Genomic DNA, 16,679 nt, shown 5'->3' with positions numbered 1-16,679 from the left:
TTGACTATTACAGCCAGGATTAAGCAAGAGGCTTGCGTACATCGGCCGCTTTTCACAGGCCACGGCCAGGACGCAAGATGTCTGGCATCTCGCGCGCGCAATCTGGTAGCTTGCGCCCGATTCCACCGGGAGAAATTTGATGCGCAAGATCCTGACCGTGCTGGCGGCGCTGGCCTCGTTGAGCCTCACCAATTGCGGCTATAACGCGATCCAGAGCGAGGACGAGCAGATCAAGGCCAACTGGTCCGAGGTCGTGAACCAGTATCAGCGCCGCGCCGATCTCGTGCCCAACCTCGTCAACTCGGTGAAGGGTTTTGCGCAGCAGGAGAAGGATGTGCTGCTCGGCGTCACCAATGCCCGCGCCAAGGTCGGCAGCATCCAGGCGACGCCCGAGGTGCTGAACGATCCCGCCGCATTCCAGAAATTCCAGGCGGCGCAGGGCGAGCTCTCCGGCGCGCTGTCCCGGCTGCTCGTGGTCACCGAGAACTACCCGCAGCTCAAGTCGGATGCGCTGTTCAAGGATCTGATGTCGCAGCTCGAGGGCACCGAGAACCGCATCACGGTGGCGCGCAACCGCTACATCAAGGCGGTGCAGGACTACAACGTCACCATCCGTTCGTTCCCGAGCAACGTCACTGCCATGATGTTCGGCTACAAGGAGAAGCCGAACTTCTCGGTCGCAAACGAGAAGGAAATCTCGACCGCACCGAAGGTCGATTTCAATCCGGCGCCATCGAAGTAAGTGCCTTCGACCCCGATGCATGCCCCACCCGCCACTGTCATTCCCCGCGAAAGCGGGGAATCCAGTACGCCGCGGCTTCACCGTATCCCGCTGGCGTCTCTGGAATACTGGATCGCCCGGTCGAGCCGGGCGATGACAGCGAGTGTGTGGTGGCGTGTTGCCATCACGGTCGCGCTCCTGTTCACCTTTGCGCTTCCCGCCTCAGCCGACGTCGCCATACCCCAGCTCACCGGCCGCGTGGTCGATCAGACCGGCACGCTCTCGAGTGGCGACATCGCCGCGCTATCGCAAAAGCTGCAGGACTTCGAGACCCGCAAAGGCAGCCAGCTCGTCGTCCTGATCGTGCCGACGACGGATCCGGAGACCATCGAGCAGTTCGCGATCCGCGTTGCGGAGGCCTGGAAGATCGGACGCAAGAAGATCGATGACGGCGCTATCCTCGTGGTGGCCAAGAACGACCGGCACCTCCGCATTGAGGTCGGTTACGGCCTCGAGGGCGCGCTCACCGACGTCACGTCGCGGCGCATCATCGACGAAGCCATCACGCCGAAATTCAGGAGTGGCGATTTCGCCGGCGGCATCACGGCGGGCGTCGATCGCATGATCCGCGTCATCGATGGCGAGCCGCTGCCGACGCCCTCGCGGAGCGTGAATTTCGGCGATTGGAACGACATCGAGCCGCTTTTTTTCTTTCTGCTGTTCGGCCCCCTGGTCATCGGCGGCATCCTGCGCTCCATGTTCGGGCGGCTGTTCGGTTCGGGGATAACCGGAGCGATCGTTGGTGTCATCGCCTGGTTCGTGATCGGCTCTGCGGTCATTGGACTGGGTGTCGGTTTGCTCGGCGCTGTCCTGACGTTTATTGCCGATCTGTTTGGGGCGGGATCGGGCACGGGATCCTCGCGTCGCGGCTCGTGGTCGAGCGGCTCGTCATCCGGCGGCTGGAGCAGCGGGTCGTCGTCGAGCGGCGGCTTCAGCGGCGGTGGCGGCAGCTTTGGCGGCGGCGGTGCTTCGGGGAGCTGGTAGGTTCATGAGCATCAGGCGCATCACCCGGCATCTGCTCCAGCATCATTGGCGTGCCAAGCAGGTGTTTCCGAAAGACGTGCTCGACCGCATCGAGCAGGCGATCAAGCGTGGCGAAGCCATGCATTCCGGCCAGGTGCGGTTCGTGGTCGAAGGCGCGCTCGATGGCGGCCCGCTGTTTCGCAACCAGCCGGCGCGCGAGCGGGCGCTCGACGTGTTCTCGCAGCTGCGCATCTGGGACACCGCACACAACAACGGCGTCCTGATCTATCTCCTGCTCGCCGACCGCGATGTCGAGATCATCGCCGATCGCGGTATCAATGCGAAGGTTGGCGCCGAGGGCTGGGAGAGCATCTGCCGCGCGATGGAGGCGGAGTTCAGGTCAGGGCAATTCGAGCGCGGCGTGATCGGCGGGATCGAGGCGGTGTCCCGCGAGCTGGCAAAGCATTTCCCGCCGCAGGGCCCCCATGCGAACGAGCTGCCGGATGCGCCGGTGGTGATGTAGTCCCGGCTGATAACCCTACACTCCGTCATTGCGAGCGTAGCGAAGCAATCCAGACTGTCTCCGCGGTGAGACTCTGGATTGCTTCGCTGCGCTCGCAATGACGATGTTGAAGCGCCGTGCTTCTTTTGCAAAAAGGCACACGCAGCCGCCAGCCCACCTAATCATCGAGCTTGTTCAGATCCCGCACCGACTGCATGATCGGCTCGAAGTTCGAGCGCGCATCAAGCGCGTCGAACAGTTGCGCGGTGTCGTCCAGCAATCCATGCGACCTAGCAATCGCGATGCGGACGTCTTGCTGCGGTGTGTCCGACAGGCGCCCGTGCCCGGACAGCAGGATCTTCGAGTCCAGCCCCTTCAGCCGCTCCAGCGATTCGATGTAGTCGGCGATGCTGCCCGAGCCGAACACGCCGCCCATCACGCCGCCGGGCATGAGCGTATCGGCGGCGAACAACAGCCCCTTGTCCTGATCGAACAGCGTGATGCAGGCCGAGGTGTGGCCGGGCGTGTGCATCACGTTGAGACGGAAATTGCCGAGGTCGATCAGATTGCCTTCTTCGAGCCAGATGTCGATATTAACAGGCACGTTCGGCTCGTTGAACATCTTTCGCAGCATCGAGAAGTCGTCGCGCAGCATGATCTTGTTGGCGGCGAGGCGATGGGCGGCGACGAAGGTGCGGCGTTCGTTGAAGTGCCAGGCCGCGCCGATGTGGTCGAGATGCTCGTGGCTGAGCACCACCATGTCGATCTTCTCCGGCGGGCAGCCGACGAAGTTCAGGCATTCGACCATCGCCGCATAATTCGAGGACAGCCCGGTATCGATCAGGATGGTCCGCGCCGAGCCGCGCACGAGATAGACATTGGCGGCGCGATTGGAGAAACGGATCTGGTAGACGTCGTCCGCCGCCTGGATCAGCGAGCAGGTGTCGTTCTTCATCAGGACCGGAAAGGCCGTCGGCTTGCCGTCGCTCATGATTGGGCCGCCCGGTAGCTGACCGCGTTGGCGGCGCGCAGGCGCTTCGACAGCGCATCCATCACCATCAGCGCAAACGCCGGCTGCTGGCTGACGAGATAGACGAAGCGGGCGTGGTTGACCCTCATCACCTTGGTGTTCGGCGCCGCCGCGATCGCCGTCGCCGAACGTGCGGAGCCGTCGATCACGGCCATCTCGCCGAAGAATTCGCCCTTGCCGAGTTTGATGATGCTGGTCTTGCTGGCGCCGCTGAACTTGGCGATCTCGACCTCCCCGTCGAGGACAACGTACAGCTCGCGGCCGGTCGAGCCTTCCTCGAAGATGATGTCATCGACGTCAAACTCGTTGATGCACTTCTCGATCGTCATGACACCCCCCAAGGGCCTCTGCAGCCGTTCTGGCTGACAGGCAGTCATGTTAGCGGGGTAACAGGGGCGGGCAAACAGCCTGTTCTGGCCAGAGCGTGCCTTACCGCAGGGCAGCATCGGCTGACGATTTGTTGCACGCCGTCACACCGGTTCCACTTTCCCGGCTCAATTCGGCCCCGGATGAGTTCCTAAAATTTTGGTAAGCGGGTCCGCAGGTAAGGAATTCGCAAGCAATGAAAGTTACCAAAAGGTCAACCGAGACTGGAGTATTTGAGCCGTGAGCGAACCAATGCCCGAGCAGGCCGCCCAGGATACTGGCGTCGTCGAAGCCGCAGCGACCGTGCCGCAGGCCATCGAGGCTGCTGCCGGCATCGAGGCCCCCTCGATTGCCCCCGACCACGAGACGCCGCCGAAGCCTGATCCGGTCAAGCCCGATCCAATCAAGGTCGAGCCCCCAAAAATCGAGGCATCGAGGATCGAGACGCCGAAGTTCGAAACCAAAGCCGAGCCCAAGCCCGAAACCAGGTCCGAGCCAAAGCCCGGCAAGCTCATCGTCATGGCACCCGCGGAGCGGTCTTGGGACGGTGAGGAGTTTGCGCCGCATGTGAAGGCGGACGAGCCGCGCGAGGCCGGCGGCAAGCGCCGCCTGTCGGCGATGGCCGCGGTGGTGGCGATTGCGGCCAGTGTCGGCGCCATCAGCGGCGCGCTCGCGACCGCAGGGATGATGCACTTCGCAAGCCCCGCGCCGGCACAGGTCGCCGACACCAGCGCGCTGGAATCCTCGGTCGCCCGGATCGATGCCGATGTCGTCGCGCTCAAGGCCAATGTCGAGCACACCTCCAAGACCGGCCTCGGCCAGTTCAACCGGACCAACGACCGTCTCGACAAGCTCGAGAAGGCCCAGGCCGAGCCGATGGCCAAAATCGCGAAGCTGTCCGAGACTGTTGACAAGCTCCGCGCCACTCCGCCGGCGGCGCCCGCCCAGGCCGCAGCCGCCGTGCCGGCCCGTGAGACCACCGGCTCGATCGCACCGGCCCAGGTTGCGACCGCGGCGGCTGCGCCGGCTCCCGCTGTACCCAAGACCGAGGTCGGCCGGTTGCCGACGGTCGAAGGCTGGGTGCTGCGCGACGTCTCCAACGGTGGTGCACTGGTCGAGGGCCGCGGTGGGCTCTACGAGGTTTATGCCGGTGACCCCATCCCGGGCGTTGGCCGTGTCGATGCGATCCGCCGTCAGGACGGCCGCTGGGTGGTCGTCACCAGCAAAGGGCTGATCGTCGCGCGCTGAGCCGCTCGTCATCCGACTTTCGAAGAGGCGCTTCACCACCAGGTGAAGCGCCTTTTTGCTTGAATAGTCGTCCCTGCGCGGTGTTACCTGAGGCATGAGCCGCGCCTTGCGAATTCTCGTTGCTGCTGCCGTATTTTTCGGCGGCATCGTGTCGTTGTTGGCCGCGGAGAACGCGCAACTGGCACGCGGCACGGCGATCACCGATCCCGATCTCCTGCGCGAGCTTGACCAGCACGATGCGCTCACGATCTCACGCCTGTTGTGGCCGGAGCGGAACGCGAACTTTGCGCTGACGACCGATCTGATGTTTTCGTGGCTGTCGCAGCTCAAGGAAATTCGCCCCGCAATCGACGCCGAGATCGACCGCTACGTCGCGCGGCAGAAGGCGGCATATTCGACCGAGACCATCGGCGTCGGCGAGGGCTTCGACGTACAATTGTTCGATCGCGCCAATCTGAAATCCCGCGACACCCGTTTCGTGCTGGCCGGCATCGTCAACCGCATGGACCGGGCCTATGTCTCGGAAGACTCTTGCGGCGAGATCAGGCTGATCTATCGTCTTGCGCGTTTCGAGACCAAACCGGACGGCGGCAGGACAGCCACGCGGCTGCCGATGACGCTCAATCTGGTGATGAAGGCGCGCGACGCGCGCCAGATGGACGGGAGCGGCAAGCCGATCACCTGCGCCGAGGTCGCGCGACGCTGGCTCGGCGATGGCGACTGGCAGGGGCTGATCGGCAGCGACTTCTTCCCTTACGATGCGATGCTCGATCGCATCGAGACCAACGTTCAGATCTCGGTTGCAGCGAAATCGGCGCTGCACGATTTCCGCTCCGACTATCTGCTCAAGGTGTTCAAGTACGACGCCGCCTCCAAGACGTTCGCGGAATCGACGCTGGAGAACCAGATCGACCGCGACCGCATTCTCGCCGACAATGATCTCCGGCGCGACTTCAGGGATTGGCTGCTTGCGCCCGACCATCTTCGCGACTTCGATCGCGGGACGGTGCTGATCCCGGAGAAATTCCTGGCCAAGGCTGCAATCGTGCCGACGCCCGCCGGCCTCGATGCTTCTCCGTTGCAGCCGGAGTTCGGGATGATGCAAGGGGAGGGCAACGGAGAGGGACAAGGCGAGCCGGTCTTCTCCGACAACGACGTGGTTGGTGCGCTGAAGCAGGCTGCGGCGCGTGGCATCGATCTGCAGAACGTCCGCTCGGTCGCGGGCTTCCAGCGCCGCCTCAACGATATCACCTGCGCCGGGTGCCACCAGACCCGCGGCATCGGCGGCTTTCATTTCCCAGGCGTCGACTGGCTTGCGGACAAGCCGTCCAATGCCGCCATCGTGCCGGTCTCGCCGCATTTTCTTGGCGACCAGGTCCGCCGCCGCGACATCCTGATTGCGATGGCCGCAGGCAAACGTCCTGATTTCTCACGTGGATTTGCCAGCCGGCCGCAGACCCGCGGCAGCACTGAGCTGGCCGGGACCGAATATCAGGACGGCTGGGGCGCGCATTGTTCCCTGGAAAATGCGGGATCGGGATCGGCCGACAGGAGTTTTACGTCATGGAACTGTGCTAAAGGATTGACCTGTCAGGCTGCCGCGGCCTCGCGCCGCATCGGCATGTGCTTCATCAAGACGCGTTAGCGCGTGATCCGGACCTGGAGGGCCGCGCCAGCGCAAAGTGTGCAGCGGTTTTCCGAAGATCACGCGCAAGATAAAGCCCACAACCGGTTTGGATGACCCATGACGGACTCCAGCGAAGCCAACAAGGAGCGCAATCGCGAGATCGCGCAGAATGAAGAGGCCAAGCAGGTCACCGGCAGCATCCGCGTCAGCACCTGGGCTGTCACGGTCGTCGTCATCATCGGTGGAATCCTGTTCACGCTCGGCTGGCTGGCGCTGAAGTAGTCGGCACGCTCACTTCGCGTAGTTCATCATCCGCTTGCCGGGCAGCAGCTCGTAGGCCGGCTTCCACCCGGGCAGTGCGGCCATGCGGCCAAGCCAGGCGTGGATGGCGGGATAGCTTTCCGCGAAATCGAAGCCGTGCTCGTCGCTCGGATAGTGCAGATAGGCCATCATCGAGATATCGGCGACGGTCGGCCTGGTGCCGATCGCGAATTCATTGTGCTGGAGATGGCCGTCGAGAATGCCGAGGAAGTCTTCGAGCCGCCTGCGAAAGTGTTTCAGCACCTGCGGATCGTTACTTTGCGTGAAGGCGCGCATGAAGCGGTAGGTCGCCATGTAGCCGGTGAGCTTGTGGTTGTCCCAGAACAGCCAGCGCAGCAGCTCGAACTTTTCCTCCTCGGTCTCGGCACCGAAACGCCCGTACTGCTCGGCAAGCTTGAGCAGGAGAGGCGCGGTCTGCGTCATCTTCACACCGTCGACCTCGAGCACGGGAATCTCGCCCATCTCGTTCACGCTCTTGCGCCATTCCGGCGTGCGCGTGACGCCGCCGGCAAAGTCGGTCCAGACCGGCTCGAACCTCTCGCCGCAAAGCGTCAGCATCAGCGCCAGCTTGTAGCTGTTGCCGGATTCGGGGAAGTAGTGCAGGCGGTAGCTGGGCATGGGACCTCGCGATTACTTTGCCGACTATTATACCGCGATCTCCTGACATCGTCATTGCGAGCGTAGCGAAGCAATCCAGCAATGCGTCCGCGGCGGGATTCTGGATTGCTTCGCTGCGCTCGCAATGACGGGGTTGTGGCAGCGTATTGCCTACCCCACCGCCCCCTGCGACCGCAGCTGCTTGATCGCGGCCTCGTCGTATCCCGCGCCGCGCAAAATCTCGTCACTGTGCTCGCCGACGCCGGGCGGCTTGCGCGGCTGCACTTTCTTGGCGCCGTCGATCCAGATCGGGCTGGAGATGGTGAGCATGGTGTCGTTCTCGAACGGCACCAGCACCTCGTTGTCGAGCATTTGCTTGTCGTTCGGGATGTCGTCCAGGATACCGACGATGCCGAACACCAGCCCGTTGCCGTCGAGGATCTTGCGCCATTCGGCGAGATCCCTGGTTGCAAAGGTCTCGTCGAAGATCTTGATCAGCTCGACGGATCGGGCGTGGCGGTCGGGTTTGGTAGCGAAACGCGGATCGGTGATGAGGTCTTCGCGGCCGAGACACCTGGCCAGCGTCGGAAACTGCTTCTCCTCGCTCAGCAGCGACAGGATCAGCCAGCGGCCGTCCTTGCACTGATAGTGGTTGGCGACCGCGTTCAACGCGCGTTCGCGCGGCCGCCGCTCGGCAAACTTGGCGCCGCAGAGCTTTGCCTGCGCCAGTACGCTCGCAGCCCACACGCCGTTTGCCATCAGATTGGAGGCGACATGCGAGCCCTTGCCGGTCTTCTCGCGCTGGTACAGCGCGGTGACGATGGCGCCGTAGAACGCCATGGCGCAGGGATGGTCGCCCATGCCGGCGACCGAGCGGGCCGGCGTCGTGTCGGTGTCGGCGCGGACGAGGTCCATCAGGCCGGAGCGTGCCCAATAGGCGTTGCTGTCGAAGCCGGGCTTGTTGGCCTCTTCGCCCTTTTCGCCATAGCCGGTGAAGGAGGCGTAGATCAGGCGATGATTGAGATGGGCGAGGTGGTGGTAGGTAATGCCGAGTTTGGTGCGCACCGGCGGCGGCATGTTGGTGATGAAGACGTCGGCCTCTTCCACGAGCTTGTAGAGCACGGCCTGCGCTTCCGGCTTTGCGAGGTCGAGCGCGATGCTCTTCTTGTTGCGGGCCTCCAGCAGCCAGGCGAAATTGTGCTCGCTGGTCGGATAGCCCGGAATGTTGGGCAGGTTGCGGTAGGGATCGCCGGCACCGGGCGGCTCGATCTTGACGACATCGGCGCCGAAATCCGACAGCACGGTCGCGGCCGCTGGTGCTGCGATGAAGCTCGCGCAATCCAGCACCTTGAGCCCTGCAAAAATGCCCTTTTCCATCGCGGAATTGCTCCCTCACTCGTGTTGTTTCCCGCGCGCTGGAATTGGCGAGGGCCACGTCACGGGCAGCATTAGACCGATGTTTCGGCGGGATGCAACGCTCCTCGCCGCGCCTCACTCATCCCCTGCGAGCAGGGCAGCGTTGCCGCCGGCTGCTGCGGTGTTGATCGTCACGGTCTGCTCGGTCGCAAAGCGCGCGAGGTAGTGCGGGCCGCCGGCTTTCGGGCCGGTTCCGGACAGGCCGTTGCCGCCGAACGGTTGCACGCCGACGACGGCGCCGATCATGTTGCGGTTGACGTAGATGTTGCCGATCTGGACGCGGTCGACGATCGCCTCGATGGTATCGTCGATGCGGGAATGGATGCCGAGCGTCAGCCCGTAGCCGGTGCGCTCGATGGCTTGCAGGACGCGTTCGAGATTTTCGGCAGGGTAGCGCACGACGTGGAGGATCGGGCCGAACACCTCCTCGGTCAGCTGGCCGGCATCCCCAAGCTCGAAAATATGCGGCGCCACGAAGCAGCCCTTCGGCGCGGTGCCGGCAAAGTGCAGCCGCGCCTCTCTCTTCATTCGTGCGATATGCGCATCGAGGCGCTGCTTGGCCTCGACATCGATCACCGGGCCGATATGGGTCGCGACGTCGCTGGCGTCGCCGATCTTCAACTCGCGCGCCGCGCCCGCGATCATCTCGATCATGCGGTCGGCGACGTCCTCCTGCACGAACAGCAGCCGCAGCGCCGAGCAGCGCTGGCCGGCGGAACGAAACGCCGAGGTGACGACATCGTCCGCGACCTGCTCGGGCAACGCAGTCGCATCCGCGATCATGGTGTTGATGCCGCCGGTCTCCGCGATCAGCGGCACGATCGGCCCGTCCTTGGCCGCCAGCGCCCGGTTGATGCTGCGCGCAACCTCGGTGGAGCCGGTGAAGACGATTCCGGCGATATCGGGGTGCGCCGTCAGCGCGGCGCCGATGCGGCCGTCGCCGGCGACGAGGTGCAGCGCGGTTGCGGGGATGCCGGCTTCGTGCAGCAGCCGCACCGCCTCGACCGCGATGCGCGGGGTCTGCTCTGCGGGCTTGGCCACCACGCTGTTACCGGCCATCAGCGCGGCCGTGACCTGGCCGAGGAAGATCGCCAACGGAAAATTCCATGGCGAGATCGCGACGAAGACGCCGCGGCCGCGCATGGCAAGCGCGTTGCTTTCGCCGGTCGGACCCGGCATCGCCACATCGTTGCCGAACAGCTTGCGGCCCTGCGCGGCATAATAGCGGCAGAAGTCGGTGGCCTCGCGCAGCTCCGACAGCGCATCGTCGAGCGTCTTGCCGCCCTCGCGTTGCAGCAGCGCGATAAAATGGGGCGCGCGGTTCTCCAGAAGATGCGCTGCCTGCTCCAGCGCCGCCGCGCGCGTGGCTGCGGGTGTCCGGCTCCAGGCGGCAAAGCCGGCGCGCGCTGCAGCCACTGCCGCATTGGCCTGATCCGGCGTTGCCTCAGTGACAGGTTTGAAGTCGATCGTCTCGGCCTTGACCTCGGTCAGCAACCGCTCGCGCGCGGCGCGCGCGCCGAATTCGACGCCGCGCGAATTGCGCCGTTCCGGTGCGAACAGATCGCCCGGCAGCGGAATTTTCGGATGGGACGCCTGCTGCGGCCGGACGACGGCATCCGCCGGGCGTTGCAACAGCGCCGTAACCGGCACGCGGTAATCGGACGCCTGTGCCACGAAGGAGGAATTGGCACCGTTCTCCAACAGTCGCCGCACCAGATAAGCGAGCAGGTCGCGATGGCTGCCGACCGGGGCGTAGGTGCGGTAGGCGATTTCGGGGTGATCTTTGGCGAGCTGCTCGTAGAGCGCCTCGCCCATGCCATGCAGGCGCTGAAATTCGAAGCCGCCGTTGACGCCGGCAAGCTCCAGCACGGTCGCGACGCTCAGCGCGTTGTGAGTGGCGAATTGCGGGAAGATCCGTGGCCGCAGACTCAAAAGCTTTTGAGCGCAGGCGACATAGTTCAGATCCGTCATCGCCTTGCGGGTGAACACGGGATAGCCGTCGAGCCCGCGCTCCTGCGCGCGCTTGATCTCCGTGTCCCAATAGGCGCCCTTGACCAGCCGCACCATCAGCTTGCGACCATGCGCGCGGGCGAGCGCATCGACATAGTCGATCACGTCGCCGGCGCGCTTCTGATAAGCCTGGATCGCGAGGCCAAATCCGTCCCAACCGGCAAGCGAGGGATCGGCGAGCGTTGACGCGATCACGTCGAGCGACAATTCCAGCCGGTCGGCTTCCTCGGCATCGACGGTGAAGTTGAGATCATGGGCCTTGGCGCGCTGAGCCAGGTCCAGCAGTTGCGGCACCAGTTCAGCCATCACACGGTCGCGGCTGATCGCCTCGAAGCGCGGATGCAGCGCCGAGAGCTTGACGGAGATGCCGGGCCGGTCGGGTAGGGGATGGTTGCCGGCCGCCTTGCCGATCGTCTCGATGGCACTGGCATAGGCGTCGAAATAGCGCCTGGCGTCGGTGGCCGTGCGTGCGCCTTCGCCGAGCATGTCGAAGGAATAGCGCGCCCTCTCACCCGAGCGCGGCCGGGCCCGCTCCAGGGCCTGCGCGATGGTCTCCCCCAGCACGAAATGATTGCCCATCAGCCGCATCGCCTGGCGCGTGGCGGTGCGCACGGCGGGTGCGCCCAGCCGCTTCACCAGCCGGCCGATGGTGCCGTCGGGCGTCTCGCCGGGCTGGATCACCCGCGCCGAGAGGCCTAATGCCCAAGCTGAGGCGTTGACCAGGAAGGCCGTGGACTTGGTCTCGTGGTGGATGAAGTCGCCCTCGCCGAGCTTGTCCTCGATGAACTGGTCGGCGGTGCGCGCGTCCGGCACGCGCAGCAGTGCCTCCGCCAGCACCATCAAGGCGAGGCCTTCCTTTGTCGAGAGCGCGAACTCCCGCAGCATGTCCTCTACCCCGCCAAGACCGCCGCCAAGCCGATCGTCGCGCTTGCGGATGGCTTCGATCAGCCGCGTCGCGGTGCGGTCGATCCGCGCCTCCTGCGGCGGGCCGAGATGCGCAGACGGCAAAAGGCGCGCGGCGATATCGGCATCATCGGGCGTGTAGGTTGCGGAGAAGGGAGGCGGAATGTTCGGCATGGCGTGTCCTGTGGCTCCAATCCAGGATAATGCCGGCGTTACCTTAGCTCGATAGACAATTTAGCTGATCTGGCTTAGGAAATGAAGCCTCACAGCCATTTGGCCTCATAAACTGTGGAACTAGACCGCACAGACCGGAAAATCCTCTCGATTTTGCAGCAGGACGGGCGAATCGCCAATGTCGAGCTCGCGGAACGCATCGGGCTGTCGCCGACCTCGATCGGCGAGCGGCTGAAGCGTTTGCAGCGAGAGGGCTTTATCGAGGGCTATGGGGCGCGGCTCAACCCGCACCGGCTCGGCCTTGGGCTCTTGGTGTTCGTCGAAGTGCTGCTCGACAAGACCACGCCTGATAATTTCGAGCGTTTTGCCCGCGCGGTGAAACTCGCGCCCGAGGTGCTGGAGTGTCACATGGTTGCCGGCGGCTTCGACTATCTTGTGAAGGCGCGGCTGGCAGACATGACCGCGTATCGGCGCTTCCTCGGCGAGACCTTGCTGTCGATGCCCGGCGTGCGCGAAACGCGAACCTATGCGGTGATGGAAGAGATCAAGCGCGACGCACCATTGCCGGTGGACTAACGAAGTGCTGTCGCGATTGTCATTGCTGTGGCGTTGAACGGGCGATCTTCGCGGGACAAATAGTTCTCCGTGTGCAATCGCAACGCCTGTCGTCGAATGCACTGACCGTCTTCTGAAATTTTCTTGGCCCGGCTCCCGGATCGATCCGGGAGTTAGCGAAAGCCGCCGGGCTTATACTTTGAGGTTCTCTGCGGAGCTTTTGCCTCGGTTTGCGATCTCTTCATATTCCACCGTCTGTCCTTCGTTCAGGGACGACAGACCGGCTTTCTGCACTGCCGAGATATGCACGAACACATCCTTGCCGCCCGACGCAGGCTGGATAAATCCATAACCCTTCGTCGGGTTGAACCACTTGACCGTACCTTTAGCCATCACGACTTCTCCGCGGGTCTTCCTCCGAGATCGCGAACCGCCAGTCCCCGCCAACCGGCCGGTTCGGTCCTAATACGATACGCGGAATGTGGCTGGCTTGGTAGCTCAAACCACATCCGCCTTTCGCCGAATTCCGCTCAACTTCGCGGCGTTTTTGCCGGATTTGCCCGTTTCGCGGTCACTTGGTCCGCGCGCCGCGTGCCATCCGTCAATAAGTCGCGGCCAGATAATCGACGATCTTGCCGACATCGGCATCGTCGATCGGCGCGCCATAGACCTTGATCATCTTGGTGACCTCGGCCTGCCAGAAACCTTTCTTGTCCTTCATCGGCGGCTGCGTGTTGATGTAGTCGGCGGAGTGGCAGGCGCTGCAATTGCCCTGCACGACTTCAAGATTGGGCCCGGGCTTGAACGCCGCGACCTCATCGGGGGTCTTGTAATTGACCGGTGCTGCAAGTGCAGAACCCACCACGGCGGCGAGCGCGAGCGAAATGGCGAGAAGAGCGGTGCGCTGCATGATCATTCCCCTCAAGCCACGGTGACGCGGACGGTTTCGACGACGTTGCGCAAGTAACCCGCCGGATTCCAGCGCGGCGTATCCGGCTGGGTTTCGCCGCCATTGCCGGTGGCGCGCACCTTGATCTCGTGAGAGCCCGCCGCGAGCTTCACCGGCAGCGTCCATTCACGGAACGAGTATTTGCCAAGGTCCTTGCCGAGCTTGGCGCCGGTCCAGGTCTTGCCGCCGTCGGTGGAGACCGCGACCTCCTTGATGCCCTTGCCGCCGTCGAACGCGATGCCGCGCAGCGTCGTGCCGCCTGCTTTCAGCTTGGCTCCGTCGGGTACGCTGGTGATGAAGGAACGGATAGTGAAGCGGTTGATCGGGATCGTCGCCTTCGGTGCGGTGCCCGGCTCGACCGCATTGTTCGGCGTGTCCGGAATGCGATAGGCCGACTTCATCCAGAAGCCGTCATAGACATTGTCGATGACGGTGATCTCGTTGACGTGCTTGACCCAATAGGTGCCGAAATAGCCGGGCACGATCAGGCGCAGCGGAAAGCCGTTGAGGAACGGCAGGTCCTCGCCGTTCATGCCATAGGCGAGCATCACCTCGCCGTCGCTGGCGTGATCGATATCGAGCGCCTTGACGAAGTCGGGCGTCTTGTCGCTGACCGGACCGTCCATGCCGTTGAAGGTGACCTGCTTGGCGCCGCTCTGCACGCCCGCCATCGCCAGCACCGCCTTCAGCGGCACGCCGCGCCAGCGCGCATTGCCCATCGCGCCGTTGGCGAGCTGGCCGCCGGCCACCCGCGGATCCAGGAAGCCGCGGCTGTTGCCGGAGCACTGGTTGACGGCGACGATTTCGGTCGCCTTCATCTTCCTGATGTCCTTCAGCGACAGCTTGAGCGGCTTGTCGACCTTGCCCTTGACCTCGAGCGTGAACTTGTCGGGGTCGAGACTGTAGGGCAGGTCGGACAGGTGATAGCGCACGAAGAACGCGTTATTCGGCGTGATCGGGCCGTCGTTGAAGACCGCGAACGGCGTCTCGAGCTGCGGCGGGCGGCTGGTCAGGCCGATCATCGGCCGCTTCTGCGGATATTTCACCAAAGGTCGTTCGCCATTGGCGAAGGGCAGGGCGACGGTGTCGAGTGCCAACGCTTTGGTCGAGTTCAGTGCAGTCGCAACAGCGGCAAGGCCCGCTCCTTTGAGCAGGTCGCGTCGATCGAACATGTGGTCTCCTCCCGGAGCTTTTCGGTGGATCACGGTCATCACCGCGATCTCGCACTCATCTGTCGTAACGACTCGGATGAAGTCAATTCGTGCTTTCGCAGCAGGCCCATGCCGTTGCGTTGCAGCAAGCCGGTGTTACGCCGCGACGCGTTCGCCGTGGTCGACGAGTGCCGACAGCTCCCTCGCGTCCGCGACGACGCGCACGGCCATCGGTTCGTCGCGGCCGCGGATCGCGACCTCCTGCTGCGGCAGCGCATCGTCGGCAAGGCCCGCGGTGCGGCGGACTTCCTCCGAGACGATCGCTTCGCAGGCCAGTGTCTTGGTCATGTCCTGGAGGCGGGCCGCGACGTTGACGGCATCGCCCAGCGCCGTGAATACGATGTGATCGCGATAGCCGATGTCGCCGATGATGACCTCGCCGCCGTGGATGCCGATGCCGAAGCGGATCGGCTGGCGCAGATCGTGGCTCAGGAGCTCGTTCAGATCGTCGATTTGCCTGGCGATGCCAGCGGCGGCCTTCAGCGCCTGCCGGCAGGCCTCTTGCGGATCGGCGCTCAGTCCGAACAGCGCCAGCATGCCGTCGCCGACGAACTGGTTCGGCTGGCCGCCATTCTCGATCACGGCCTGCGAGACGGCGCCGAGGAAGCGGTTGACGATGAACACGGTGTCGAACGGCAGCCGCTTCTCGGCCAGCTGCGTCGAGCCGCGCATGTCCACGAACAGGCTGACGAGATAGCGCTCCTGGCCGATTCTGGCGGGCGTCGAGGCCTGTGTGCTCGCCGTCAGGGTATGCGCGGTGAAGAGCTGGAAGAAGGAGAGATCCGACGTCGGCCGCAGCTGACAGGCGAGCCTGATCGAGGGGTCGCTGGTGCCGACGCGGGTGAGCACGAACGCCTCGCGCTGCGACGGCTCGGGCAGGGCGTCATGATCGCCGATGATGCGGATGCGACAGGTCGAGCAGCGGGCGCGGCCGCCGCAGACGCTGGCATGCGGCACATTGTGGCGCAGGCTCGCCTCCAGCACGGAGAGGCCCTTCGGGACGCGCACCGTCTTGCCGTTGCCGTAGGACAGCGCGATCATGCCACCACGTCGTTCGCGCAAGGCCCGCACGCCGCGGGCGGCCAGCGCCAAGGCGAGCAATCCGAGATAACCGGCGGTGAGGCCGCCGGTGATGCGGTCGAGCGTCGTGGCCTCGGCAGCCGTGCCGACCTGGCGGCGCGTGAGATTATGCGTCCGCCATTCCCCGTCGTCGGCCTCGACCTCGACGCTGCGGCCACCCTGGTAGACACCCAGCAGCGACAGCGTCGGGATCAGCACGGCCGCCGCGAGCAGATAGGGCGCCGCGCGCGTGAAGAACGGTTTGAGACGAAGCCAGAAATAGATGCCGATGCAGCCGTGCACCCAGGCGATGAGAAGCAGGATCGTCATGGTCCAGATGCGGTTCGACGCAACGAAGAACAGATAGAGTTCCTGCGGATAGAGCTTTTGGTGCCCGTACAGCGTCTGGCCGAGCCGCACGCCGATCACGTGCCCCATGACCAGCGCGGGGATGCTCAAGCCCAGGACGAGCTGCAGCGGCTCGACCGTCCGCCAGCGGAACTGCCGGCGCTGATACAGTGCATAGATGCCGAGCCCCATATGCGTGAGCGCCGCCGTGTAGAACGTGATCGCAACCGGCAGGAACTGCCAGAACAGAGTGTGGTAGTAGACCCCGATCTCCATGGCATCGACCGAGATGTTGCCGAGCGCATGGTTGAGGAAATGGCTGACCACATAGGCGAACAGGATGACGCCGCAGACCAGCCGCACCTGGCGCACGCTGATGGCGCGGGAAAGCTCGGAAAATCGTGAGGATGCGGTAGCGGCCATGATTCTGTTGTATCAGTTCATGAAGGAGAACAGCCAGCGTCGCGTTTAATTCCGGGGATGGCCAGCTTGCGGGATCACATCCGCGGCAGGGTGACGAAATCGTAGGGTGGGCAAAGGCGCCTTGGCGCCGTGCCCACCATAGGCACTTGTGGTGGGCACGCTTCGCTTTGCCCACCCCACAGTCTCCTCGTCGGGG

Annotated in this window: 16 protein-coding genes; 7 read left to right on the top strand and 9 right to left on the bottom strand. The window is 64.1% G+C overall.

The features are described from left to right. The first annotated feature begins 139 nt into the window (after positions 1–139). From IVB40_RS29455 to IVB40_RS29445, 3 genes are all read left to right on the top strand, one after another. The gene (locus IVB40_RS29455; RefSeq protein ID WP_247282472.1) at positions 140–742 is read left to right on the top strand and encodes a LemA family protein; all 603 of its coding nucleotides are present in this window, start codon (positions 140–142) and stop codon (positions 740–742) included. Positions 743–874: 132 nt separating this feature from the next. Continuing rightward, on the top strand, positions 875–1,765 hold the full coding sequence (locus IVB40_RS29450; protein WP_247817105.1) for a YgcG family protein: 891 nt from the start codon (positions 875–877) through the stop codon (positions 1,763–1,765). A 4-nt stretch (positions 1,766–1,769) separates the two neighbouring features. Then, complete coding sequence (locus IVB40_RS29445) at positions 1,770–2,267, top strand: TPM domain-containing protein (protein ID WP_247817104.1); 498 nt, start codon at positions 1,770–1,772, stop codon at positions 2,265–2,267. 157 nt (positions 2,268–2,424) lie between these two features. On the opposite strand, the gene IVB40_RS29440 is transcribed toward IVB40_RS29445, so the two are convergent. Further along, positions 2,425–3,237 carry an MBL fold metallo-hydrolase gene (locus tag IVB40_RS29440; RefSeq protein ID WP_247282469.1) on the bottom strand — a complete coding sequence of 271 codons (813 nt, stop codon included), beginning with the start codon at positions 3,235–3,237 and terminating at the stop codon, positions 2,425–2,427. Continuing rightward, on the bottom strand, positions 3,234–3,605 hold the full coding sequence (locus tag IVB40_RS29435) for a Crp/Fnr family transcriptional regulator (RefSeq protein WP_247817103.1): 372 nt from the start codon (positions 3,603–3,605) through the stop codon (positions 3,234–3,236). Before IVB40_RS29435 ends, IVB40_RS29440 begins: the two co-directional genes overlap by 4 nt. 289 nt (positions 3,606–3,894) lie before the next feature. Here IVB40_RS29435 and IVB40_RS29430 point away from each other — a divergent pair, with 289 nt between their 5' ends. The 3 genes from IVB40_RS29430 to IVB40_RS29420 all read left to right on the top strand — a co-directional run bounded on the left by IVB40_RS29430 (position 3,895) and on the right by IVB40_RS29420 (position 6,799). Next, positions 3,895–4,890 carry a hypothetical protein gene (locus IVB40_RS29430; protein WP_247819611.1) on the top strand — a complete coding sequence of 332 codons (996 nt, stop codon included), beginning with the start codon at positions 3,895–3,897 and terminating at the stop codon, positions 4,888–4,890. A 94-nt stretch (positions 4,891–4,984) separates the two neighbouring features. Then, on the top strand, positions 4,985–6,535 hold the full coding sequence (locus IVB40_RS29425; protein WP_247817102.1) for a hypothetical protein: 1,551 nt from the start codon (positions 4,985–4,987) through the stop codon (positions 6,533–6,535). Between the two features lie 99 nt (positions 6,536–6,634). Beyond that, positions 6,635–6,799, top strand: coding sequence for a hypothetical protein (locus tag IVB40_RS29420; RefSeq protein ID WP_197031092.1), 165 nt, complete (start codon positions 6,635–6,637; stop codon positions 6,797–6,799). A 9-nt stretch (positions 6,800–6,808) separates the two neighbouring features. On the opposite strand, the gene IVB40_RS29415 is transcribed toward IVB40_RS29420, so the two are convergent. The 3 genes from IVB40_RS29415 to putA form a co-directional block, all read right to left on the bottom strand. Continuing rightward, entirely contained in the window at positions 6,809–7,456 is a 648-nt protein-coding gene (locus IVB40_RS29415) for a glutathione S-transferase family protein (protein ID WP_247817101.1), read from the bottom strand. Positions 7,457–7,606: 150 nt separating this feature from the next. Then, positions 7,607–8,812, bottom strand: coding sequence for a CoA transferase (locus IVB40_RS29410; RefSeq protein ID WP_247817100.1), 1,206 nt, complete (start codon positions 8,810–8,812; stop codon positions 7,607–7,609). A gap of 114 nt (positions 8,813–8,926) precedes the next feature. Beyond that, positions 8,927–11,938, bottom strand: a complete 3,012-nt coding sequence (gene putA / locus IVB40_RS29405) for a bifunctional proline dehydrogenase/L-glutamate gamma-semialdehyde dehydrogenase PutA (RefSeq protein WP_247817099.1) — start codon at positions 11,936–11,938, stop codon at positions 8,927–8,929. 114 nt (positions 11,939–12,052) lie between these two features. Here putA and IVB40_RS29400 point away from each other — a divergent pair, with 114 nt between their 5' ends. After that, on the top strand, positions 12,053–12,514 hold the full coding sequence (locus tag IVB40_RS29400) for an Lrp/AsnC ligand binding domain-containing protein (protein ID WP_007596520.1): 462 nt from the start codon (positions 12,053–12,055) through the stop codon (positions 12,512–12,514). Between the two features lie 171 nt (positions 12,515–12,685). Here IVB40_RS29400 and IVB40_RS29395 read toward each other — a convergent pair whose 3' ends face one another. The 4 genes from IVB40_RS29395 to IVB40_RS29380 all read right to left on the bottom strand — a co-directional run bounded on the left by IVB40_RS29395 (position 12,686) and on the right by IVB40_RS29380 (position 16,483). Beyond that, positions 12,686–12,886 carry a cold shock domain-containing protein gene (locus IVB40_RS29395; RefSeq protein ID WP_007596519.1) on the bottom strand — a complete coding sequence of 67 codons (201 nt, stop codon included), beginning with the start codon at positions 12,884–12,886 and terminating at the stop codon, positions 12,686–12,688. A gap of 208 nt (positions 12,887–13,094) precedes the next feature. Beyond that, positions 13,095–13,403, bottom strand: coding sequence for a sulfite:cytochrome C oxidoreductase subunit B (locus IVB40_RS29390; RefSeq protein WP_027565235.1), 309 nt, complete (start codon positions 13,401–13,403; stop codon positions 13,095–13,097). Between the two features lie 11 nt (positions 13,404–13,414). Continuing rightward, entirely contained in the window at positions 13,415–14,614 is a 1,200-nt protein-coding gene (locus IVB40_RS29385) for a molybdopterin-dependent oxidoreductase (RefSeq protein ID WP_247817098.1), read from the bottom strand. A 135-nt stretch (positions 14,615–14,749) separates the two neighbouring features. Then, positions 14,750–16,483 (bottom strand): adenylate/guanylate cyclase domain-containing protein, encoded by a 1,734-nt coding sequence (locus tag IVB40_RS29380; RefSeq protein WP_027565233.1) that lies wholly within the window; start codon positions 16,481–16,483, stop codon positions 14,750–14,752. Positions 16,484–16,679 lie beyond the last annotated feature (196 nt).

The sequence above is a fragment of the Bradyrhizobium sp. 40 genome, from assembly GCF_023100925.1.
Lineage (GTDB): Bacteria > Pseudomonadota > Alphaproteobacteria > Rhizobiales > Xanthobacteraceae > Bradyrhizobium.
This window is presented reverse-complemented; position numbering and strand designations above follow the sequence as displayed.